This window comes from Providencia sp. PROV197 (assembly GCF_028479625.1).
GTDB lineage: Bacteria > Pseudomonadota > Gammaproteobacteria > Enterobacterales > Enterobacteriaceae > Providencia > Providencia vermicola.
Window position 1 is genome coordinate 102046 of sequence record NZ_JAMPNZ010000029.1, and the last position, 23839, is coordinate 125884.

Here is a 23839-nt window from a genome sequence, read left to right on the forward strand (position 1 = left end):
CGTGCATGAGTCGAGTGAGTAAACATTCTTAAAAATGTAAGAGGGGATATGAAAGTTTTTATAGCGTGCTTATTTTTGTTATTGATAAATTACTCATCTTCCAGTATGGCACAATTGGTAAAATGTTCTTATGATTTAAATCCATTTACAGATACCGTGACGCTTGCAGGCTCTATTTCTGTAGGGGAAGATGTTCCGATAGGGTCTGTTATTTATCAGGGATCGTATTCTCCTGATCAATATGGTATCAGCATGTTATGCAGGGCATCAGCTTGGAATACGAGTTTGCCTGAGATTATAGCATATCCTACTGTTAGGATGGTATCAAATCCCTATCCTGTTGTACCAGGAATCACTGGGACAGGTATTGACCACCGGTTAGTATATAAAACAAACATTCCTGGCGTGGGGGTTGCTATTGACTGGAATTTGGGCGCAGAATATTATGTGCCTCATGTTATAGGGGTCAATAACGGAGGTACTAGATCATCTGGACATAAAATCTATTTTTATTTGATAAAAATAGATAATATTTCCCCTGGTCTATTAAATGGGAATATACTGCCTACTCTTCAGGCATATATTAGATCCCCAGTGCCAATGCCTGGTGTAGAGTTTTCGGGCTTCCCTACTATTTATTACGACCTTAAATTTTCAGGGCAAATACAGATCGTTACGAGTACTTGTGACATTATCACCCCTAATTTTTCAGTTGAGTTAGGTAAATATACAAGCAACGACTTTAGTGGAGTTAATAGTTATACTCCTTGGAAAAGTGCGGCTATTGAGTTGCAAGGTTGCACCGTATTTTCCCCTGGTTATTACTCTCTGGATGTTACTCGTTATGTTAATTGGGTCCGAGGGGAGGGGACAATAAGAGTAGGTGAAACAGATACTAAAAACCGAATTACAATGTCCCTCTCTTCTGTCAATGGAAATATTTCTCCCGTTAATGGCATTATGTCTTTAGAATCTGGAAGAAATACTGCAAAAGGCATTGGCATACAGATTGGTTTAGAAAAAAATGGTGTTATCTCTCCTATTTCATTATCAGAAACACAGGAAATAGATTTACCAAATGCAGTAAATCGAGTAAAGGTTCCTTTATTTGCTCGTTATATACAAACGGATACAGTGATTACTGGTGGTCAGGCAAATGGGGCTCTTATCTATACCATCAATTACCATTGATATTATTTTTATAAAATAGGTTATCTTTCAATACTAAAATCCATGAATAGTTTTATTAAGGTGTTTTATAATTATAATGATATTTAATTAGGTAAAGCCTATTCTAATTCCATTTCTTTTCAAATAGCCCCTGAAATTTAATTACATTTAAAGGGAAATAACTGATCGTCAGCCGCCCTGAAATTGCTATATAATTCCGACCCGCAATAGCTTGCGGGTGATGGCATTCAATAAGGTTTATCCACAATGAATGATTTATTCTGGCCTGTAATAGTGCGTTAAATCTGGCCTTTTTGATATGTCCGCAATTAGCTAAAAATCAGGACAAATATACAGAGAAACTGTCTAAATTAGAGGTGGTACTTGATAGGTGGATTTATTTGGCTGATAAACAGAAATGGTAACAAACGAAACGATACCTAGAAGCAAGAGAGCTCAGAAAGAATATTTATGGTTAGAAATTTTAGTTTTGAACTCACCTATCTGAATTTTTAATACAAATTAGGTACACTACCAGAGCATAGTATACCTATTACTTGAAATGTGATGTTTATATATTTGATAATTAATTTTTTCCATAATAATGGATAATTATAATGAACACTATGCTAGATGCGCTAATTTCACCTCTGCTCTCTATTTTAGAAAATAAATTCTTACTTTTCATTCTAATCTCTATTTTTACTATAGGCTTTATTTTTTTATAAAAAAGAAAGCAAAATCAGATTTTTCGATATCAGATATATTTTTTAGATTTTGGACCAGACATAACATTGAAAGTAATAATGACTTGTTATCTGACATAAAAGAAGTTGAAAAATTCAATTATGATATACAATATGAATGCAATATCGAAAAGGAAGAAATATAACTTTGAATCTTGGGTGAAAAAATACGAATTAGATTTTAAAGTTATTTCAAAGTTAACGTTTTTCTTTTCTATTGAATATTTAAAGGTAAAAAAATACATGTTCTGATCCCATTAAGTATGTTTTTTCTATTAATCATAATCGCGTTTATTTTTTCAACTAGCACTACAATAGCGGTAAAACCAGCTGGATTGATCAAGTTTGATGACACTGGGTGGTTTTGGTTTAATAGTTATGAGACGGTAGAATACAATTTTATCAAAAATGATATTAATGATTGGCGCATTACCAAAGAACAATATGATAAAGGCGAATTTTCAGTGAGGTTGTTTTATTTGTGATGCTTTTAATGATAAGGTTTCAATAATCTAATAAAAAAATAAAGATGTTTTTTTGGTTCTATCAGTGCATTTTTATCTTTAGCATTCCTTTATTTATTTTTAAAAAAATTACAATTTTAATGAGTTATGATGCGAGGAAAATGATTTATTATGAAAATAAACAAATATAGAAAAATAGAAATTAAATTATCTAAAATTATTTTTAATGAAAAATATAGGGCGAAAGATTTTTAGAGTTAGAGATAAAGCGATTACTATTTTATATTATACTTACTTTATCTTATAATTCTAAGGAACATTTTGAAGAGGTGAGCGATGAGAACGACGACATTTGTGACTAAAGCTAAATTTTCTACGTCTTTGGAAAACTATAGAATCAGCCTTTCATATGAAGGTATTATTTTGAAAAATAAGGAAAAAAAATTTTCCATTTCAGAGCTAAAACGCAAATATGCGCGATAAATATGGCATAGGCCAGGATTCCTATTGTTATCCTGGCACGGATACTCTTATCAATATTCTAAATATACAAGATATAGAGCTTCTTGAAGAAGCTGAAATTGCTTTTACAACTGCGCGATATCTTTCATATCAAAGTGAACTATCGCTCCTTTCGCAATTCGATTTTTCTCATTTAAAGTTTTTGCATTTTATCTCTTTCAAGACCTATATGCGTGGGCAGGTAAGGTTAGGGATATCGATATCTCAAAGGGTAATACTCGTTTTTGTACTTTTTCAAGAATTGAACCTGAAGCAATAAAGCTTTTTAATACCATCCCAAAACTTGCAGATAATACCAATATTACTGATTTAATTAAAGATTTAGCCATTTTATTCTGTGAGCTTAATCTACTTCATCCTTTTCGAGAAGGAAATGGGCGAACATTGCGTTTCTTTTTTGAAGAAATGCTTTTTGTTTTAGGCTATGAAATACAGTGGCCAGCCATTTCTCAACAGCACTGGATAGATGCAAATGTCGCTAGCGTCTATCTGGATCTCAATCCATTAATTGCAATTTTTACGTCGGCGGTAAATCCTCGGTAGTGATATCCATTGTTATTTCCCAGTCAATTCCCTTAACAGGTCTTTTTCTTTAGTTGCGTTTAGGCTCTTTATTCGTTCATACCTCATTTTCTTCAAAAAAAGTCTTACATAGCTAAATCTTCCCACAATCGATTTTAAGCCATTTTCACTATTATTTAATAAATCGCATTAGAGGTAGTTAGATATCCTCTCTTAATAAGTTCTGTGGAGCCTGTTTTTTAATCAATTATTTGCATTTTTTATTATTGCGCTTTACCGTCATTCTCCGCAAATGATGTATTTCGCTTATTTTCCCTTATTTAGTATGATCGTTATGAGGATCTTCACTATATCTTGTTTTTTTGAATGATTAATATTATCCGTGTTATGTAACTTATTGCGGTTTAAGGGAAAAAACGCAATAATACCTAAATTCAGCAGAGTTAAAAATCGGCTCTAAAAGGTGAAAGGATCCGATGATCGTCATGCGCGTGTGCGCGATTTTTCTGTTACCGCGTCACTTTTAATTTCAATAGACGATAATATTAAAGGTAACTATAAGTATAGTGATTATTAAGGTAATGTATTATGTCTGCTTTTTTTCCGGTCAAACCTGAAAGTGGTAAATCAATTTTACAGCGACAATCTCAAGCCCTTTTACAAAATGGTTATCTAGAGCGTGCGCGACAATTACGAAATTTGGCCATTGCAGCAGAGTTAGATTGTCCAAAATATTTATTGGCCCCAGAAGTGAATCAACTTTTACAATTTATTCCCGATCTGCATCAGCGTACGTTGATTGATACGTTATGGAATACGGGCGCTCGTATCCATGAAGCGTTGGCATTAACGAAAGGGGATTTTTACTTAGATGAAGAAACTCCTTTTGTGGTGTTAAGGACGCTCAAGCAGCGGGAAAGGCAAACAAGCGTTGGTCAAACCAAGGTTAAATCTCGGCCTAAACGGATTGTTGCACTCTTTGATCCTCAATATGTGCAATTGATGAAAAGTTACTTTGCGACGATGCGATTGAAGAATCAAAGCCAGATTTGGCTAATCCAAAGTGATAACACGGTCCGAAATTGGCTACGTTCTGCGGTTGAACAAGCGGAAGTGAATGGTGCTTCATATGTTGTTAATCCGATCACCTGCAAAACATTTCGGCACAGTTTTGCGATGCACCTCATTTTTAATGGTGTCCCGATGAAGGTCATCCAAGCATATTTAGGACATAAAAAGTCAAGTTCTACAGATATATATACGAAAATATTCACTCTAGATACGATGTTGCATTTTGATATTTCTTTTAGATAACTATATTGGAAATTATATTTTCAATATCATGGTGATTTCAGATTGAAATACTCAGTTAAAATTTAATAATTATAATAAAAATCAATAAATTATAGTGACCAAAATGATGGAGAGAGTGATTTTTAAAGAATAATATTACATAAGTAAATTAATTTTAAAATAATAAATATTTACTTATTTACTTATTTACTTATTTACTTATTTACTTATTTACTTATTTACTTATTTACTTATTTACTTATTTACTTATTTAATTTTAATATTAGTAATTTTTTTTACTAAATATAAAATATCTTCTTAATTTTAATTTTCCTAAGATCTATTAATATTGGCGATTTCAGACTGAAATACATTCCCGTTTTTATAATTAACTGTATATTTATCAATTCGTTATGGTTTATTTCTTGATGGGGATAAAATAATTCTGAAAAGGTTGTTTACAATATCTAACTTATGTAGGATTATTCTTTCTAGTTAAGAATGCTGCATACGGAGATTATCTAGCATGGTTAGGGTAAATAATCAGTTCAACAAAATTGCAAGCCGTTCCGTAAGATTGTTACAGTCATTGACATCTCAAGTTCAATCGCAAAAAGAAGAACTCAATGAAACGACTTATTATCAAGTTTACTCTAAAGCTGCGGTCGCTAAATTGCCTAAACTTACTCGAGCTAGTGTCGATTATGCCGTCAATGAAATGGAGAATGATGGATACTTGTTTGAGAAAAGACAAGCCGGGACAGCATCAAAATATGCGATGACGATCCAAAATATTATCGATATTTATCATCACCGTGGTGTACCAAAATACCGTGATCGTTATTCTGAAGCGTTTACTTTTTTTGTTGGTAATTTAAAGGGAGGGGTATCAAAAACCGTCAGTACAGTATCATTAGCGCATGCATTACGTACGCACCCTCATCTTATATATGAGGATCTTAGGATCTTAGTGATAGATCTTGACCCTCAAGCATCTGCAACGATGTTTTTGGATCATATGCAATCTATTGGAACTGTTGATACAACAGCCGCTCAGGCAATGTTACAGAATGTTAGCCGTGAGGAATTATTTAACGAGTTTATTTTACCTTCTGTTGTACAAGGCGTAGATGTTATCCCAGCGTCTATTGAAGATGCATTTATTGCATCTCAATGGGAGTTGTTGTGTGCGGAACATTTACCTGGGCATAATATTTATACTGTTTTACGTGAGAATATTATCAATAAAATTAAGCAAGATTATGATTTTATTTTTATTGATAGTGGTCCTCATCTTGATGCTTTTTTATCTAATGCAATCGCAGCAGCAGATATCTTAATGACGCCGGTACCACCTGCACAAGTTGATTTTCACTCAACATTAAAATATTTAACTCGCTTACCCGAGCTCATTGACTTGATAGAATCAACGGGGGTAAGCGTTAATTTGATCAGTAACATTGGGTTTATGTCTAAATTAGTCAATAAAACAGATCATAAATTATGCCATAGTTTAGCAAAGGAAATTTTTGGTGGAGATATGTTAGATGTTGCCTTGCCAAGACTCGATGGGTTTGAACGTTGCGGCGAATCATTTGACACGGTTGTTTCTGCTAATCCAGCCACATACATTGGCAGTGCTGAAGCGTTAAAAAGTGCAAAAATTGCTGCGGAAGACTTCTCTAAAGCTGTTTTTGATCGGGTGGAATTTCTTCGCATGAATAGAGGTTATTATGCAAACTAAAAGAAAAACTATCGGAAGAACGTTGAGTGCCTCAACGTTAACGCATTTAGCAACAGATCAAAAGCACTCACAACGTTTTATGCTTAAATCAGGTAAGTCAGCTATTTTTTATTTGACTGACATTCCTGCCGATGAATTAGCAGAGAAAACTTTTGTAAGGTTCTTAGTTAATGGTCGAGATCAAAACGCATTAACGCCAGAGTCACTTGCGGATATTACAAGAACCATTAAGTTACAACAATTTTTTCCTGCTATTGGTCACAAAATAAATGGAAAAATCGAAATTTTAGATGGCTCAAGACGACGTGCCGCTGCTTTATTATGTCATGTTGGATTATCTGTTTTAGTCACTGATTCAGAAATCAGTAATGATGATGCCAGGCAATTGGCTCTCGATATTCAAACTTCAAAAGAACATAACTTAAGAGAAGTTGGACTGCGGCTTTTAAAGTTACGAGAGAAGGGGATGTCACAAAAAGAGATTGCTCTTTTTGAGAATTTATCAGCGGCAAAGGTTACGCGAGCAATTCAAGCAGCTTCGGTAACAGATGACATTATTGCATTATTCCCTGTTCAATCTGAATTGGCTTATAGCGATTATAAATTACTGCTTACTATAGACCAACTCATTGATTCAAAAAAGCTTATTAAGAAAGACATCATTAATGACGTTAATGAAAGAATTGAAAGACTAATAGACATAAACAAAATAGCACCTGATGAGTTAAAGAAAACAATTTTAACTACATTAAAAAATATTACAGATCAGTTAGTCTCTAAAAATAAAAAAAATGAAGTGACAGTAAAACAACTTTGGGGTTTTGAAGATAAGAATACTTATGCCAGAAAACGAGTAAAGGATCGCGGATTTAGTTACGAATTTAATCGGATGCCAAAACAATTACAGGAAAAACTAGATGAAACAATTCAAACTGTAATGCAGACGTATTTTGATAATATAAATAAAGAATAAAAGAAATTAAGCCTAAAGTGACCACGCTATAAGGTGGCAAGACATGGGATGTAACACACGAAATGTGCTGGGAACCCACAAATAGAAAACCCCTGTAATCTTCTCTATCTTGGCGGACTGAAAGATTATCAGGGGTCATCAGAACAATTCTGTTAGGGGTAATGTTGAACTCCTAATGGGGAGTATAGAATTATGCGCAAAAAAATTCAACTCCTTCCGTACAACATAAGTGCGGAGATGCATGTCTAATGAGACCTCAATTCCTGTAATTCCTTGTTCTGTTCGTAAAATTCATCGACATTACACACCAAAATTTTTAGGCGAATTACCTAAACTGGTGCCCGTACGTCGTTTTGCCGCGGCGTTAAAACGGCATGACTGGAATCGCAACCCGCATATTTACCAACTGCGTTATAGCCGAAAGCAGCGGATATCGGTGCGCTCAGAGCGTCGAGAAACCTTTGGTGCGTTAGCTATGGCAATGATTGCCTATGCGGATTACAACCCAGAAAGTGATGCATTATTCGAAGTGATGTGCTCAGTGGAGAAGTTGGCAGAGTTGTGTGGTCAACTGTATCGCTATGATAGTGGGCGTAAAAGTTACGACCCGATATTGCATGCACTGCGTGATTGGGAGCAAGCCAAACTCATTGTGATTGACCGTGATTTTGATATCGAAGCCAAGCAATACAAAGCGATGCGGATTTGGATACGTCCGGAGTTTTTTCATGGACTCGGTTTTTCACCGTTGGAGCTGCGGGGTGTGGTATCCAGCTTTAGTCGCTGGATGGAAAAGAAGGGATTAAAAGAGAGCTACCAAAAACGGTATGCGCAGCATGTGTTACGGCTCGCCCGTGCAAATGTGGCATCCCTCGATAATAAGCACAAGCTTCGCAACTTACTTAACAAGCTCAAAACACTTGTGATTGGGGAAGATGATGCACTCAAACAAGAGAAAAAACATTTAGCGAAGGCGTTGAAGGAAAAGAAAGCTTTAGCGCAAAGTACCCGCGCGCCAGAAAGTCCGGAGCATGCGGCATGGCGGCGTTTTGAAGCGTGGCGAGTGACACAACCGATAGCCGCGGTTATGGCATTTGAGCGTGAAATGAAAGCGTTATACCCGAGTATTCAAGGTCAGGCGATTTATCTTTACTATCTAGCGCATTTACCTGACGCCTAATCCTTCTTTTTAAATTACCGTCTTGATTGGCGGGGGTTCTGTTCACCCTAAATTTGGTTCTCTTATTTTTTAAGCGAAATTCTTGTCACTTTATGCTTCTCATTCATCCCGATAATGAAGGCGCCTACATATTCGTTCTTTATTTATCCCATTAACTTCGAATGTTGTTTTCTTCTTCAATTACCTTCGAAGGGTATTGGTCTTTTACAGTTAAATTCGTTTTTAGGTTCTGAACTAAACGACCTTATAAATAAGGAGTTGCGGCTCTGCTTTTTCAAGCCGCACGCTCTAAAGAAGTAAAACCAATAAAGCCTTCGCTTACAAGCCATAAATGGCTGTCGCTCAGAACATAGCTTCCGCACCGTGCCATTGCCCCCGTAAAGCTGGCCATAGGCCACCTTAACGCGCAGCTACAGCCGTTCATCGAGGCTGCGCCTCTCGTCCGTCTCACTGCGTTTTTCAAAGGGGCAAGGAAATCAAATTATCGTTTTAATTTCACTGGGCTTAACTAGGACAGGGGATAGATAGGGGAATTAAACAGCCTAATACCGCTAACGCGGGTCTCGACGGCCCTAACCTAATATTGTTCTCTGACACACTGTTTGCCGTCTACAGCCCTTCGGGCGGATGATGTCGGTAGGAGCTTTAAAAATATGAAGTCAATGTTGATAATGAAATAACATGCTAATAAATAAAAAATAATTCAATAATATCGTTAGATAAAATCTGTATAGGTTTCTAATGTAAAACTACAAATCAGGTCTATTAGGGGTCAGTTTGGATATCGAAAATTATTGTACGTTAAGGCTATTTTTTGACCTTTCGACTTTAGCGGGTCTCAACCGACGAAACTTACCGGAAGCCGGTATCCGGTTGCTTTTCCAGATATAATCGCCTGTCAGATTGATGTGCTCCCAGCCTAATGGCGACAAATGCGACAGCAGTTGTTCGTTGATCTTTAGTCCCTTACGCTTCAGGGCATCGATCGCCCTTTCCATATACACAGTATTCCACAGCGAGATCGCAGCCGTCAGAAGCGTCAGACCACTGGCGCGATAGCTCTGATTTTCCGGCTTTCTGTCCCTGATTTCTCCCAGCCGGTGCATAAATACCGCCCGCGCCAGTGCGTTACGTGCCTCACCTTTATTCAGCCCCGCCTGTACTCGCCGACGCAGTGCAGGATCGCGGAACCAGTCGAGCATAAACAGCGTTCGCTCAATGCGGCCAATTTCTCTTAGTGCTTTGGCAAGTCCGTTTTGCTTGGGGTAGCTGGCTAGTTTTTTCAGCATCAGAGATGCTGTCACGGTACCCTGCTTTATCGAGGTCGCCAGACGCAGCACTTCACGCCAGTGAATTTCGATCTCTTTCAGATTCAGGCTGGTCGTTGATATCAGTGACTGAAGCGCCGGGTATTGGTCAGCTTTCCCTTTGATAAACAGCTTCTTGTCGTGGAGATCCCTGATTCGCGGACAGAACGCAAATCCCAGCAGATGCATCAGGGCAAAGACATGATCGGTGAAACCAGCTGTATCGGTGTAATGCTCCCTGATTTCCAGGTCGCTTTCGTGGTACAGAAAGCCATCGAGAACATGGGTTGAATCCCTGACCCGACTGATTATGCAGGTGTAAAACGGGCTGTATTGATCCGAAATATGGGTATAAAACTGACGTCCGGGCTCCTGCCCATATTTCGGGTTAACCTGCCCTGCGTAGCGGCCTGAGCTGCCTGTTCTGAAATTCTGTCCATCTGATGATGACGTTGTCCCGTCGCCCCAGAATGCCGCCAGTGGTCTTTTTCCCTGCGCATTTACCACCTCTGCAAGAGCAGCTGAATAGGTTTCATCGCGGATGTACCATGCCTGAATATCTTCGAGTGATGATTTGGTGCTACCGGGGCAGGCGGGTATCGGGACGGGTAATGTCATTTTTTATATGCGAAAAATGTCGGGTAAACGTCGTCCAGCTGTTTACCTCATCGAGAATTTCCGTGATTTTAGGGCGCGGTAGCATGCTGTAAACCAGCTCTGCCAGCGGTGAAACCTGCGCCGGAACGCTGTTGTCCAGCGGAGAGACTTTTACGCCCCTGTCGGAAATCTCCACATCGGGCAGTTCACCAATGGCAGCCATGGCATTGACCTCTTCAAGTCTGGACTGAAGCAGGGTCATGCGGCTGGTAATGTACTCATGAAAATCAGCAGATACGGGCAATGGCAGCGCCGATGTGAGTTTGTCAAAGTCCTTTTCGGGAATGAGGTAATCATCAAAATTTTTGTAGCGGCGTGAACCTTTAACCCAGATATCCCCGGAGCGCAACGCCCCCTTAAGCTCGCTGAGCGCACAAAATTCATAGTACTGCCGGTCAATACCTGCATGTGTAATTACCACCTTGCGCCAGCTTTCGGGGACAAACTCCAGCGGCGCTGTCGCCGGAACTTTACGTGACTGTTTCCGGTACATATCCTTAATCACAACCAGCGCCTCAGCCAGAGGTTGCGCTGCCGGGGTTGCGACTAACTGTAAAGCGGACAACATGCGCGGGGCATATTTCCGTAATGTGCTGTATTTCTCAGTAATAATATGCAGCGGGTCAAAATTATTTTTTCTGGCGAGATGACGTGTTTCCTCCAGACTGGCGACAAATTCAGGCCATGGGAGTATGTTTTCTATTGCGAGCCATGGATCGCCACCGGAATCGCGGGCATCAGACAGCGCCTGACCGACATCGATGTACTGCCTCAGTTTTGACTGGATCAGCTTTCCGGTCTGCTGAAGGCGCTCAGCCTGTGTTCTTTTGGCTTTGCTGAAAAGGCTGTTCAGCATTCGCTGGCTCTGGCTTCTTCCAGCACGCACACCAGGATCGCATGACGCCGGGCTGCTGAAAATCGGGTCAAATCCCGGCTGCTCATCTTTCGGCCTTCCCGCGCCAGTTTCAGCAACCGGTTCTGGTGAATGGTACGATCTATACCTTCCGGTAATGCCAGCGATTCAATGCTACTGAGCCGATCAAGATGTTGCAGCACGTTCTTACCATTGATTTTACCCGGAGGTTGCAGAAGCCAAGTCAACCTGGAAGACTTATTATCCGATGACTCAAGTAAACGATCCAGGGCATCCCTGTGAGCCTGAGTTAACGGGGCATTCAGGGTCTGAAACACGATTTTATCGCCGCCTGCCATGGCCTCAGCACAGGTACGCTCCACGACATCAATCGCGGGGATTATCACGTTGTTCTGCCGGAGCCAGACCAGTAACTCTTCAGCCAGGAGAATACCTTTATCGGTGCGTGTCGCCATCGGTAGCAGGTGTGTAATACAGTTCTGCTGTATTTTGCCGGTGAACGCCTTTACACCAAGGTAGCGGTACAGTTCGGTTAAATGCTCGCGCCGGGTGGTATCCCTGCCGGAAAGGTAAGCAGGCCAGAGATCCCCGGTAAGTTTTAGTCTGCTGGCGATATGCTTCAGCAGCGCATCAGAGGGTGGGATTTTTTTATCCGGTGCAAAGCCGACATTTTTCAGATAGCAAAGAAGGACGGCAAAACCAAAACGGCTGGCAGGTTTACGGTGGGCACTAATAAGCGCCAGATCATGCTCACTAAAATACGCCATTCGTGTCAGCGTTAACTCATCGTCCGGTAATGCCAGTAATGATTCTCTTTCCGACAGAGAAAGAATCTGCCTCCTTGCCATATAGTTTCCCTCATAAATTATCCGATGCGGTATTTTTAACAAAAATGGTTATCGCATAAGGGTATACTCCAATGACATAAGATAAAAATCATCAATTCACTACCAATGATATAACCTATATGCGATACTTTTAATGAGATAACTTAAATGCGATAGATTGGTGAAAATATGTTCATACGTGCTTACCTCAGAGCCTCTTCTGAAGATCAGTATGCAGATAGAGCAAAAAATATGCTGAATGACTTTGTTGAAGCACGAGGAGGAAAAATTGCGAATTATTATCGCGAGCATATTAGCGGCACAAAATTAGAACGCCCTGAACTTTCTCGTCTACTCAGTGATAGTCAACAAGGTGATATCTTATTAGTTGAACAAATTGATAGGCTCACTCGATTAAATAATGCCGATTGGCTAAAACTGAAAAAACAAATAGAGCAACATGAGTTACGGATTGTCAGCCTTGATATTCCTACATCTTGGCAAGCCTTAAATAGCCATGATCCCACACAAAATGATCCCATCACACAAGCAGTACTTTCTGCTATTAATACTATGTTGATTGATTTGATGGCGACCATGTCACACAAAGATTGGATCAGTCGCCGCGAACGACAAAAACAAGGTATCGAACGCGCCCAGACTTTAGGTAAATACAAAGGAAAGCAGGCGGATAAAGAGCGTCATGAGAAAGTGATTTACTACCGAAAAACAAAAGGACTCAGTATTCGTGAAACCGCAGATGCCACAGGCTATAGTTGCTCACAAGTCTGTCGAATTCAGCTGCGTTATCAACAAAAATAATCGGTATTCTATTTAGAGAGGAAAAACGTATGGCGATATCAACAGAACAACTCCTCGGACTATTACGTCGAGGATATACAATCACCACATTTTATCGTTTATCCACAAAGGCCGCCTTTCAATCCTCGGTTCGCATACCCCAAGGTTATCTTTTGCTATCACAAAATGGAGGAGAAGAATGCGTTTTAACGCATATCGAATTCCAATCGATTAAACACTTACTCACCGAACACGATATATGGGAAGAAATCATTGGTTCAACACTGTATGGCGGAAGTCGTTGGTCTTTAAAAATAATAGAAGGTTAATCTGTTACGCTCGTTGTGAGCATTTAGCGGCTGTAATGGCAATAATGCTTACCCGTCATTTTTATAACACATTCAGGTAAAATCACTGCCCACTCCCCCTTAATTTTATTCTACTATTAGACACGATAGGTTGACCTATTTAATAATAAGTGGAACCATATCAAGTTCCTTGATTTTACCACTAATAATTAAACCATCAAATTTTGAATATTTTAGCCTTTAGTGTACTAATCATTTATAGAATGATAAATTTTCTGGTATTATTTTAGATTACTCATATAATATTTATATAGAAAGTTATATAATACCCCTTATCATATTAGGCATTTACCACTATATTTATCCCACGCTAATATTTATGACCTTGTATGGAGCATCGTTAGTTAAAATGAAATTATTTCATATCATTACTGGTCTGTTTTTATTTATTTTCGGATTTATATTTGGGTTATCTATTTCATATAAACATAATACAGATTTAATTGAAACGTCGAAAAGAACAGTGTTAGGCTACCTAAATAACCCTAAGTTAGAGTCATTTAAAGATGTAATATATTATAAAAATAAAATATCTCATAATGGGGGCGAAGTCGGTTATGTCTGCGGTTTAGTCTCAGATCACAATGATCTTCACCATAAAATGAAATCTAAGAAATTTATTGTAAAAACATACAGTAAGCCAGACGGTACAATTAATATATCTATACCGATGATTGAAGGTATGGACGAGTTTGACTATCAAGGTGGGATCGAAAAATTATGGGATCGCAATTGTACCACCAGTAATGGCGAGCCAACCTCATCAAACTTAAAATAGTTATTTTTTCTTTCGCTACTCTCATAGGTCTGTTATAAATAGTGCCCCAGATATTATTCTCCTAACACCATGAAACTATTAACGTTAACTACACATTAAACAACCAACTTATATAAGTAAATCCCCCTCAGTTCAGACTCAACTCTAGTGCTTAACTATCACGTATTTTTATCAACGCATGATCGGATTCAACGCAGTCACCACAATTTTAATTTGTTATTACTCACATTTCAGCGCAACTAGTCAGCGTTTAAAGTATTCGAAGATGTTCTTCAATGTAACATTTCATCCCCTATTTGATAAATTAATAGGCGATATGCCAGGGGAAAGTAATGGATATTGAACGCATCATTCTATTGTTAAAAATGATGTCGAAAGTAAAGCGACTTATCTTTAATTTTCACATAGGTTTTATGTGCATTTTCAAAATAAAACTACACGAATAGACCGATACTTTTTCAGCTTATTATGAAAAATGATCACGTATTCAATGAATCAACGATAAAAAGCGGGGCATAACTCACGGGTATTGAATCATGCCACTGTAAACATTAGAGGTAGTGGTGAGTTGTTTCTATTTAAAAATCCATTAGGCAATATGGATCTTACGCCCAAAATTCAAAGTGGGGGATACTATTGCAAAGTTTAATTATTTATAATAAATAAAACACTAGGTTCGCTATATATTGAATTTTAAGTCAGAGGACTCTATATGGTTGTGGGATTATCCTCAGGAAAACTTTTCAACAGTCTCCCTCATTAGTCACCTTCAAGCATAATAAAATCGGTACCAACACAGTTCGCCAATACCGACCATTATCCTTTTATCACTGCATTTGGAGCTCAGACTATTCCACCTTAATGTATATTCTGATTAACCACCACGTTACATCATACTGCTTCGCCAGAAATTAACGGCCTTGTTTGAAAGACTCCGCCACCTCAGCTCCGCGCCTCAAGGATTTTAATACACTCACATCAAAATCAACGGTGGACTCCAGTAGAGTCACCGAAGAAAATACAGCCTTTAAACAACTGAATACATTTAATAAAAAGCACTCACAACTGTTACGTGTGAAGAGTAAGCACCACCACGAATATCTGAACCTTTAAGGGTTGAGCGTAATTTGACCGAACCAGTCACTCCTGTTACTTTTACATTTGCGCCGCCACTACTGGGACAATCATTTCCAGATAAAAAGCACAGCTCAGAAGTAAGTCCTTCTCCCATATCAATCGCAACACCAGAGTTAATAGGGGTTGCATCTAACAAAGAAAATGAAACTGTTGCAGACTTATTGCATTGATAATCGATAGTAATATCTCGCTGTGCCCCACTAACGTCAATCGAATTAATAACACCATAATCCAATGTTAGCGGAACATTAATATTACAAGCTGCGGGTTGAGGTGGCACTGTTGAGCCTGGAGCTGTGTTACATCCTAATGACTGGTTATCAACATAAATACACAAACGTGTTACTGGATTGCCTGTACCTAGAACCGATTTATAGTTCCAGTTTGTACCATACCCATGCTTAATCCCTAAATCCATCATAGCCTCACGACAATTACTAAACGTCGCTCTAAATTCAGCAAGAAATCCCCTAACACCGTTGCTTGAGGTTATGCTGGCTGAGCTCTGGGTAAAACCAACTAAGCTACCGGTTCCATAATAAGCCCCAACAGTGTTACTAACAGTAATTTTTATCTGGCAAGATGAGCTTTTATCGTAAATAGCTCCAGGTTCAAAACCAATAACCAAAGGATAACCTTGCCTAATCCCACCATTTACTATTCTACCGCACGCTGGATTATTTGCCCAAGGCGGGCCACCAGAGGGATAGGATGAGCACCAATCATTCAGCTCATATGTAGGCATTGAATAACAAAAAACATTTCCTGCCCATTCACCACAAGGCCAACCATTATTAGCGTTATTATGGCTACCGTTTTGCCATGTTTTTCCTTCACTGCCATACAATGATACATTAGAAGTTATTGTCGCTGAATACGATAAGAGTGGAGTTAGAAATAATGATAGAATAATTAATATTCTCATAGTGAATCCCTTTATAGTCATATTGCTATATGAGCTTATTCATAGACTAAAGTATATGTCAGTGTTGCTGTAAAAAAACCTGGAGTCATTGAGGCAATAGTCGCCCCTTCCACCGCTTGTAAATACGACCTTATCCGAATAGTCATCTCCCCATTCGTTATCGGCACAACGGGTTCCACTTGCGCATTGTTTATCAGCAGTGCTACCCCACTAGGGGTTTCGAGCCCGACGGCAACCCCACTCGCCTGACTCCCCGCGTCCACGTTTAACAACCCATTGGTCGTTATCGAAGCACCGCTAAATTTCGCCGATATCGTGTTTCCAAGCGACGAATCACAGTCCGTCAAGTGAAACAAAATGTCTTCCTTGCTGTAGCGACGTTGCCCCTCCACCAAATCCTTCGAATTAATATTGCCGCCAAAATCAATCCCAAAATTCTCATAAAGCGGGTCAACCGTACACGGCAAGGCAATTAGCGTCCCACTATACTCAATATCATTACTATTCGCGGCTTGCACACCCAACGAAAACAGACTGGCCAATGATAGGGAGATAGCACTGAGAGTCATCCTGGCTTTTCGACTGTATCTGCTTTTTGATTGTGTTATCATGGGTAGTTCATCTCCACGCTGGCCGTTGCCGTAAAGTCCCCTTCGTACAACGTCGCCGAAGGATCAGCATCCTTAACTGGTACCGCGTACAATGGCAACGATTCCGTCCCGTTATCCGACATAGTTATCGGGGTGCCACTGTTCGGAGGTATCACTATCCCTTCGTGATACAGTCGAACGCCTAGGCCCGACTGGCTCGCTTGTAACGCCTTATTATCAAACGGCGCCTGCATACCGCGGTATTGCAGATACAAGGCCACCGCGTTCCCCAGTCCTTCCCCGCAACTAAGGGTTAATGTAAAATCTTGTTGATAGTTCACCCCATCAATTTTGGTGATCCCCACTTCCCCAAAAGGCACTTTAATCGGCTGATCGGGACCATCCGGCCCAGCGACATCACACGGTGGATTTTGAATTAAATTGGCGGTAAAGTTCACTTCCACCGCATACGTCGCCAGCGGTACCAGGCTGCTTAACCATAATGCCATCGCGGATATCTTGATTTGTCGGTTCATCATCATTGATACTCCACACTCAACGTGGCGGACGCGGCCATCTGACCGTCATTAATTCCCCCAGTACCACTGCCAACCGGGATCACACTGAGGGCAGGTTTCGTGTTATAATTAAAATTACGCCACGTTGCCAAATTCAGGTTACTATTATCCGCCATAAGCCGTAATCCCAAATTGGGATCTGAGGTGGACAACACATTACCCGCTTGCCCCCCCATCTGCGGGCCATCAAATTTCAGCTTCAAGGCTGGATTACTTGCCGCATCTTCACAATCGAGTGTGTAGGGAATATCAGTTTTTCCGTAATCAACCCCATTAATATTCTTGATAATCAAATCGCCCATATTCACCGTGATGGGTTGGCCGATACCACCATCCCCGTAGATGTCGCAGGTTTTCTCCACCACGGTGACCTTCACAGTTAAGGTATAGGTTTCTGCCAGAACAACCGTGGAAAATAGTATCAGGTTGCTCAGCAGTAAACTTGTTGCCAGCGCTTTCGGGGGGCGACATAAACGTTGACGTCGTAGTATTGTCATGATGATGGCCACTCCTACTCGTACAACATTTCAAAGGCGATCAGTGCCGAATACGCCCCCGGCACAAGCTGGCCTGTTCTTACCGGCGTAACGTAATAGGTCAACTGACTCTGCCCTGAGGGCAACAAGTACGGTTCACTGTCTTGTCCCATCGGTAATAACGTACCACCCGGCGTCGTCACGGCTAATCCCAATCCTTGTACCCCCGTCACTCGGATAAAGTCTGGATTAAACGGTATTGTCGGTGCCACAAAACGAATTTTTACGGCCGGCTGCGTCGAGCTCCACGCTGTCATCCCTGTTTGAATATTTTGAAGTCGACTCGCCGTTTCTAAGCAATCTTCCAGTTCAATCTGAAACGGGATGGGCACCCCTTTACCATTGTGCTGCAAGGTCCCGGTATCTAAGTTTCCCATCTCCACCGTTTGGTAACTCGAAGTCATCGCCAAATGACACGGGCTTTCTGTCAAAGACCCTTTGACATACACCACCCCGTGCTGCCCATCCACGTTCCAGTTATCGACGGGGCGATAAATATTGTTGTTATTGTCCGCCAGGCTCGGCGCACTGACGATAGTGCTCAACACCGCCGCAAGCAGGCAGTGACGAAACTCGCATTTTTTTTGTTGGTCAGCCATCTGACTCTCCTTTTTGTCGATAACATCAGCCCCTGAATACTGCTGCTGATGCCGCCTTATTCGCTTTTATTATTGGGCACGACGTCACACGCTGTACTCTGACAACGGAACGTCAACGTCGGACGTCCTCCAAAATCATTGATGTACGTCAGCACTGGACTGTTCCCCAATTGACTAGCATTGACCCCAAGCGTATCTTGACCAAACGGTGAGACCATCACCGGTGTAAACTCCTTGCCGTTCGATGATTTTGCGTTGGCGGTCGCGTTAATAATCGTCACGTAATACGGCGTCGGATTTTTCACCACGTACTGGTCACCTTGCTTTTCCAAAGTCAATTTTTCTTGCCACGGTGCACCATTTTTCTCCGGGACTATCGCTTTCGGACGATAAAACAGTTTCACTCGCGTCTGTAAGGCAATTTGCAAGGTGTTCGGCTTATCACTTTTTGGCGGAATTTCCCGTAAGTTAAAATAAAACAGTGATTCACGATCTTGCGGCAAGTTACTGATTGCTGGCAGCGCCTCGATTTTCACCTGACTCGATTTGCCGGGCTCCAAGCGTTGAACTGGCGGTAACACCACCAACGGCGACTGGATTTTTTGCCCTTCGATGTTTTCAATCCACCCTTGTGCTAAATAGGGCAGTTGTTTATTGTTGTTCGAGATATTCAGCGAAATCGATTTTTGGCTTCCATCAAAAATGACACGGGTTCGATCCATGGACACCGCCCCATAAGCGGTACTGCTTAATATCGTAAGACCGATAAGACTTGAGACAACACGCGATACCATTTTTAATTGCATGGTCATTTACCTTTATCCAATGGGAAGGATACTCTATCCCCTAAAATCCAATCCGAATATAGTCCACACCGTCTTCGTGCGGGCCGTTTTTATGTTGATGATTTACCGCTTACGTCAGCACGCACTGTCGGTGTACACGGCAACAACATAGCCTCTTGCAAAGAGCCTAACGCCGTTGGGAAGCGTACTTCACACGCTTTGCTTTCCCCCCACGTCACCGTCATTGCATCCTCTACGTTAATACCGCTGATATAGGCACTGCCCGCATCCCCGACAATCCCTGTATTTTGACCCTTGCCGTTTTGTACTTGTGCCCCAAACGGGGGGAAGCTACCATCCGGTAAACGCAACACCGTCATCGCTTTTTGTCCCGAGACCACTGCAAAGTGACGGTAACCCACCGCCCCTTCCGTTAAGGTCGCTTGGACCACGGATTGCTGTGCATCCACATTATCTGGCAACGCATTCAAATCAATCTGCGCCTTACTGCGGTAATAACTGTTCACATCCCCCACCACTGCTTTACCAAACGCGTTCGAGATAATTGGGGCGCCAAACCCTTTAATCGGTACACCAGCAACCCCATCGGTGTCGACTAGCATCCGCGTCCCGCCTGGGGTATTAATACGATGTAACCCGCCCCCTTCCGTCGTGAGCGTTACGCCGCCACTGGCAGAAAGCCCAAACGCACTGTATTGGTTATGCATGTAACTGGCATTGGCGGTAAGACGCGCTACATCCGACTGATGGGTAATAAACGCACTGCCCGTTCCGCCTTTTTTGCTACTACCCGCACTGAGTTGGTACGTTGTCCGATCATCAATGCGGTCGTAGTAGGTCGCACGATTAGTCGTGTCATACCGGCTGCTGTTTAAGGAATAGCCCACATTGGCCCCGTTACTGAGCGGAAATGAGGTCGATAGAAACACACTGTCATCTTTGACGCCGTTGTACTCGCTGCGGTTAGCGGACAGATTAATGCTGACATTTTTAAGTGGGCCAATGTCCAGGTACTTCGACAGCATGATGCTGTAGTAATCATTGTCCGGTTGATCCCAATACGTTTGATGGTTGTAGTTCAGGTACAGAGACATCCCAAGATCTGCAAAGTTTTTATTGAGCGACACGGTATACAGCTCTTTGCTGCCCCCATAACGCTCCCCTGTTTTTAACGCATTCAAGAAATCGGACATCGACATAAAATCACGCTCTGAAAAGCGATAGCCCGCAAACTGAATGGTACTGTCAATCGCTTCAAAGCGTTTCGAGTAGTTAATGCGGTATGAGCCCCCACTAACACTACTTTGTCCTGGCAAACGGGCAAAGGACTGCGTCACATCAAAGGACAATGCACCAAAGGCCAATAAATCACGTCCAACACCCAATGAGACCGCATTATAGTTTTGGCTGTTCAGGCTCCCCCCAAACAATGACCACCCGTTATTAACACCCCACGAAAACTCTCCCGTTACAAAGCTGTCACCTTCACTGTGACGCTGGTAATTAGTCGGTTGGCCTAACGCTAACTTGTATTGAATTTGCCCGGGACGGGTCAAGTACGGTAAGCTTGCCGTGTCCACCTGAAACTCTTGGGTGGAACCGTCTTGCTCTTTAACCACCACATCCAACTTACCGCTAACCGCATCACTCAAATCTTGAATACGAAATGGCCCTGGAGCAACTTGTGTCTCGTACAACACACGTCCTTGTTGACTCACGGTTACCGTGGCATTGGTTTTAGCAATCCCCGTCACTTCCGGAGCATACCCCCGCAGATTGGGTGGCAACATATTCAAATCCGAGCGTATGCTTGCCCCAATAAATCGGAACGAGTCAAACATGTTGGACACGAGGTAATCTTCTCCGATAATCAGTTTAGCCGCTAAGTTCGGCAGCGCACGGTACGCGTAGAAGCGGTTCCAATCAAACTCCTTATTGGTCGCATCGCCCGACCCCGTGTTGTGGTTTAATCGCCCCTGCCAGTCAGCACGAAAGCGCCACGCTCCTAAGTTCACGCCGACGACCCCGTTACCATTTAACGCATAACTGTCACGCCCACCGTTGTATGAGTTATTGGCATTACTGTTGACGTTATAATCGAGCATTAATGCCGGAATTCCCTCATCCCAGCGTGACGGCGGGTCCCAATTGGGGGCGGTATACTCCAGATAAGCTTGTGGAATGCTGACGTACAAAGATGATGTCGCTAAATCGCCACGCACTTGCATACCCGGTACGCTGTCCACCAATAAACACTCACCGTCATGCCACCACACCAAATCGCTTTGTACAGAAGGAATGAGCGCCAATTGACTCACCACTGCCGGTGGCAGGCAAGCTTCACTCCCCTCCGGGTCGTTCATTGGCGGATAAAACGGCACAGACACTTCACCCAGCTGTTCGTCGTTGGCTTTTAAGGTAAAGGAATAAGTGCCTGGCATGATATAGCCGGCACGGGAAAATTGATTCAGGTCAATGTTAGTTTTGTCTTCTAAATCAAGTACATCAGTATTAAATTCAAACGCCTCGGCCGCAAGAACTGGCACAGAGAGCCCGTATAAGGATAAGGCAATCATCAGACTCAGGCAGCGAAGACGAAAAAATGTTGGTTGTGTTGAAGACATAAATAACATCCCTAAAAGTCAAGTTCAGGAAAAAAGAAACGTAAAAAATGACGCATTTTTAGTAATAATCGAGCTTAAAGCGCAAGGCCCCCTGATACTCTCCAGGCCGTAGCGGACGTGTGTCAGACACCAACTGTAATCCGTAATGCAACATGGAATTTCCTGATACAATGGCTTGTTTTGGGGGCGATTGTCCTGGGTAAATTGGCTGTCCTTGTGCATCTTGCAGTGCCAAAGCCACCCCCCGCGCATCACCGGAGACCAAGAACCACTCGCCATCGACCGGACCGTCAAAAGTGACTGAAAACTTTTGCCAAGCCTCTCCCGCATATGGGGTTAGGGTGCAACCAATCAAGGCAATTGAAAAAGGACGAACGGGCCCCCGTCCTTGCTGGCGAAGCGTGCCAATAGGCAACATTCCCATATCCACCGTCTGTTCATAGGAGCCAGTGTCAATAGCACACGCCGAATCGACAATACTGCCGCTCATGCCAATACGCCCCCAAAGTGATAATAGCTCAGCCTGCACAGGCGATATCAATACGCTCTGAGCTAACATGAACAACGCGCTTACTGAAATGATCCTCATACTCCCGTTTCCCCTTCTTTCCAAAATCCCCCTTAGCCCACATAGACGCCAAGGGGAAATATCACGGAATGACACTCATCGTGAGCTGTGCGATTAGTTGTATGCTAATGTAAAATTAGTTACGGCTTGGAAGTTACCTGGAACTGGGGTAGTACCTTGAAAACCTTGTAATGCCGCTTGGAATTTCAGTGTGTTATTGCCTTCGACGTAGTTTTGTGTATTACCGCTGTTCACATTGATTTGCGAGCCAGACGCATTCATGATTTTTACAGCAGCCCCGGAAGCATCACCGGTGATTTGCAATAAACCCGTGGTCGCCCCACCATTCAACGCTTCAGTCCCATTAAAAGTCACGGTAACTTGGTTGTCGTTTTCGAGGTTGCAGCCTTCTAACTCAATAGTGAATGGTTGAGAAGATGATGCGCCGCCATTTTCTAAAGTGATATTAGATACTTGGCCTAATGGCACTTCTTGATTCTCTTCGCCTGGTGCTATTGAACATGGCGCTTCGATGATAGACCCCGTAAACGTGACAGTACCACTACCTGCGTCAACCGCTAAAGCTGAAGTACTCATTGCGCCAGAAATTAGAGTTGCAAAAATAACTTTTTTCATATTTACCTCAATACAGAAAATGGAAATAAATGGCTTTATTAAGATTTAATTAAATAAAATCACATCTTAATAAAAATTAAATATAATTAAAAAACTTACTTTCAATAATGAAAGCAAATAAAAACCCATCATTATCATAATGAATCTTTTTTTATTTCACTAAGTTAAATAAAAACCAATTGAGAATAAAATCAAACAACCATTAAGAATAACTTTCCGTTTTCGTTAAAAAGCACGATTCGTTTGAATAATTAATTAATGGAAAAAACAGTAATTGATATTCAGCATATACTTTTGGCACTTCATTTTTTAATATTAGTGATACATCATAAAAAAATTGATCTAACGGCTCATTTAATTGATTTAATAAATATACCAACGCATCAACATCCATTTTGCAAACCCCTCGTTCATAACGAGAGACTTGCTGTTGCGAGACCCCTAGCTTTTTTGCAATATCGTCTCCTCTCAAGCCTCGTGCTTTACGAATTAAACAAAGTTGGCGCCCTATCGCCTGTGTAAGATATTGCCTAGAGGATACCTGAGAAAAAACACTTGCTTTATTCCCTTCCATTTTACTACCTTTTTTATAAATGTTGCGCTAAACCATAACT

At 41.4% G+C, this 23839-nt stretch carries 20 protein-coding genes and 1 pseudogene; 10 read left to right on the top strand and 11 right to left on the bottom strand.

The genetic code is table 11. The features are described from left to right. Nucleotides 1-48: 48 nt before the first annotated feature. The 7 genes from PR808_RS16725 to PR808_RS16745 all read left to right on the top strand — a co-directional run bounded on the left by PR808_RS16725 (nucleotide 49) and on the right by PR808_RS16745 (nucleotide 8614). Complete coding sequence (locus PR808_RS16725) at nucleotides 49-1191, top strand: fimbrial protein (protein ID WP_272539744.1); 1143 nt, start codon at nucleotides 49-51, stop codon at nucleotides 1189-1191. 988 nt (nucleotides 1192-2179) lie between these two features. Beyond that, the gene (locus PR808_RS20720; protein WP_442960066.1) at nucleotides 2180-2401 is read left to right on the top strand and encodes a DUF6216 family protein; all 222 of its coding nucleotides are present in this window, start codon (nucleotides 2180-2182) and stop codon (nucleotides 2399-2401) included. A 702-nt stretch (nucleotides 2402-3103) separates the two neighbouring features. Next, the gene (locus tag PR808_RS20725) at nucleotides 3104-3445 is read left to right on the top strand and encodes a Fic/DOC family protein (protein ID WP_442960067.1); all 342 of its coding nucleotides are present in this window, start codon (nucleotides 3104-3106) and stop codon (nucleotides 3443-3445) included. A gap of 567 nt (nucleotides 3446-4012) precedes the next feature. Further along, nucleotides 4013-4738, top strand: a complete 726-nt coding sequence (locus tag PR808_RS16730; RefSeq protein WP_272539745.1) for a tyrosine-type recombinase/integrase — start codon at nucleotides 4013-4015, stop codon at nucleotides 4736-4738. 505 nt (nucleotides 4739-5243) lie between these two features. Then, a complete protein-coding gene (locus tag PR808_RS16735; RefSeq protein WP_110592996.1) occupies nucleotides 5244-6461 on the top strand; it encodes an AAA family ATPase in 1218 nt (405 codons plus the stop codon). Next, entirely contained in the window at nucleotides 6451-7434 is a 984-nt protein-coding gene (locus PR808_RS16740) for a ParB family protein (protein WP_123382871.1), read from the top strand. Before PR808_RS16735 ends, PR808_RS16740 begins: the two co-directional genes overlap by 11 nt. A 241-nt stretch (nucleotides 7435-7675) precedes the next feature. Next, a complete protein-coding gene (locus PR808_RS16745) occupies nucleotides 7676-8614 on the top strand; it encodes a RepA family replication protein (protein ID WP_272539746.1) in 939 nt (312 codons plus the stop codon). Between the two features lie 791 nt (nucleotides 8615-9405). Here the strand turns inward: PR808_RS16745 and PR808_RS16750 are convergent. Further along, nucleotides 9406-12300: pseudogene (locus PR808_RS16750) on the bottom strand (Tn3 family transposase). A 168-nt stretch (nucleotides 12301-12468) separates the two neighbouring features. Here PR808_RS16750 and PR808_RS16755 point away from each other — a divergent pair. The 3 genes from PR808_RS16755 to PR808_RS16765 all read left to right on the top strand — a co-directional run bounded on the left by PR808_RS16755 (nucleotide 12469) and on the right by PR808_RS16765 (nucleotide 14226). Continuing rightward, nucleotides 12469-13101 (top strand): recombinase family protein, encoded by a 633-nt coding sequence (locus PR808_RS16755; RefSeq protein WP_272520768.1) that lies wholly within the window; start codon nucleotides 12469-12471, stop codon nucleotides 13099-13101. Between the two features lie 29 nt (nucleotides 13102-13130). Continuing rightward, nucleotides 13131-13409 (top strand): cytoplasmic protein, encoded by a 279-nt coding sequence (locus tag PR808_RS16760; protein ID WP_272520767.1) that lies wholly within the window; start codon nucleotides 13131-13133, stop codon nucleotides 13407-13409. A 388-nt stretch (nucleotides 13410-13797) separates the two neighbouring features. Next, the gene (locus tag PR808_RS16765; RefSeq protein ID WP_272520766.1) at nucleotides 13798-14226 is read left to right on the top strand and encodes a hypothetical protein; all 429 of its coding nucleotides are present in this window, start codon (nucleotides 13798-13800) and stop codon (nucleotides 14224-14226) included. A gap of 1045 nt (nucleotides 14227-15271) precedes the next feature. Here the strand turns inward: PR808_RS16765 and PR808_RS16770 are convergent. The 10 genes from PR808_RS16770 to PR808_RS16815 form a co-directional block, all read right to left on the bottom strand. Then, nucleotides 15272-16288 (bottom strand): hypothetical protein, encoded by a 1017-nt coding sequence (locus PR808_RS16770; RefSeq protein ID WP_272539747.1) that lies wholly within the window; start codon nucleotides 16286-16288, stop codon nucleotides 15272-15274. Nucleotides 16289-16323: 35 nt separating this feature from the next. Then, nucleotides 16324-16899 (bottom strand): fimbrial protein, encoded by a 576-nt coding sequence (locus tag PR808_RS16775; RefSeq protein ID WP_336298571.1) that lies wholly within the window; start codon nucleotides 16897-16899, stop codon nucleotides 16324-16326. Then, entirely contained in the window at nucleotides 16896-17420 is a 525-nt protein-coding gene (locus PR808_RS16780) for a fimbrial protein (protein WP_272520764.1), read from the bottom strand. The genes PR808_RS16775 and PR808_RS16780 overlap by 4 nt, the downstream gene beginning before the upstream one ends. Continuing rightward, the gene (locus PR808_RS16785) at nucleotides 17417-17953 is read right to left on the bottom strand and encodes a fimbrial protein (protein WP_272520763.1); all 537 of its coding nucleotides are present in this window, start codon (nucleotides 17951-17953) and stop codon (nucleotides 17417-17419) included. Before PR808_RS16785 ends, PR808_RS16780 begins: the two co-directional genes overlap by 4 nt. Nucleotides 17954-17967: 14 nt before the next feature. Further along, on the bottom strand, nucleotides 17968-18591 hold the full coding sequence (locus PR808_RS16790; protein ID WP_272539748.1) for a fimbrial protein: 624 nt from the start codon (nucleotides 18589-18591) through the stop codon (nucleotides 17968-17970). Between the two features lie 56 nt (nucleotides 18592-18647). Then, a complete protein-coding gene (locus PR808_RS16795; RefSeq protein ID WP_442959809.1) occupies nucleotides 18648-19403 on the bottom strand; it encodes a fimbria/pilus periplasmic chaperone in 756 nt (251 codons plus the stop codon). Nucleotides 19404-19486: 83 nt separating this feature from the next. Beyond that, a complete protein-coding gene (locus PR808_RS16800; RefSeq protein WP_272539749.1) occupies nucleotides 19487-22021 on the bottom strand; it encodes an outer membrane usher protein in 2535 nt (844 codons plus the stop codon). Between the two features lie 58 nt (nucleotides 22022-22079). Continuing rightward, entirely contained in the window at nucleotides 22080-22610 is a 531-nt protein-coding gene (locus tag PR808_RS16805; RefSeq protein WP_272539750.1) for a fimbrial protein, read from the bottom strand. 93 nt (nucleotides 22611-22703) lie between these two features. Further along, nucleotides 22704-23225 carry a fimbrial protein gene (locus PR808_RS16810; RefSeq protein WP_272520758.1) on the bottom strand — a complete coding sequence of 174 codons (522 nt, stop codon included), beginning with the start codon at nucleotides 23223-23225 and terminating at the stop codon, nucleotides 22704-22706. A 202-nt stretch (nucleotides 23226-23427) separates the two neighbouring features. Then, complete coding sequence (locus PR808_RS16815; protein ID WP_272520757.1) at nucleotides 23428-23799, bottom strand: helix-turn-helix domain-containing protein; 372 nt, start codon at nucleotides 23797-23799, stop codon at nucleotides 23428-23430. Nucleotides 23800-23839: the final 40 nt, after the last annotated feature.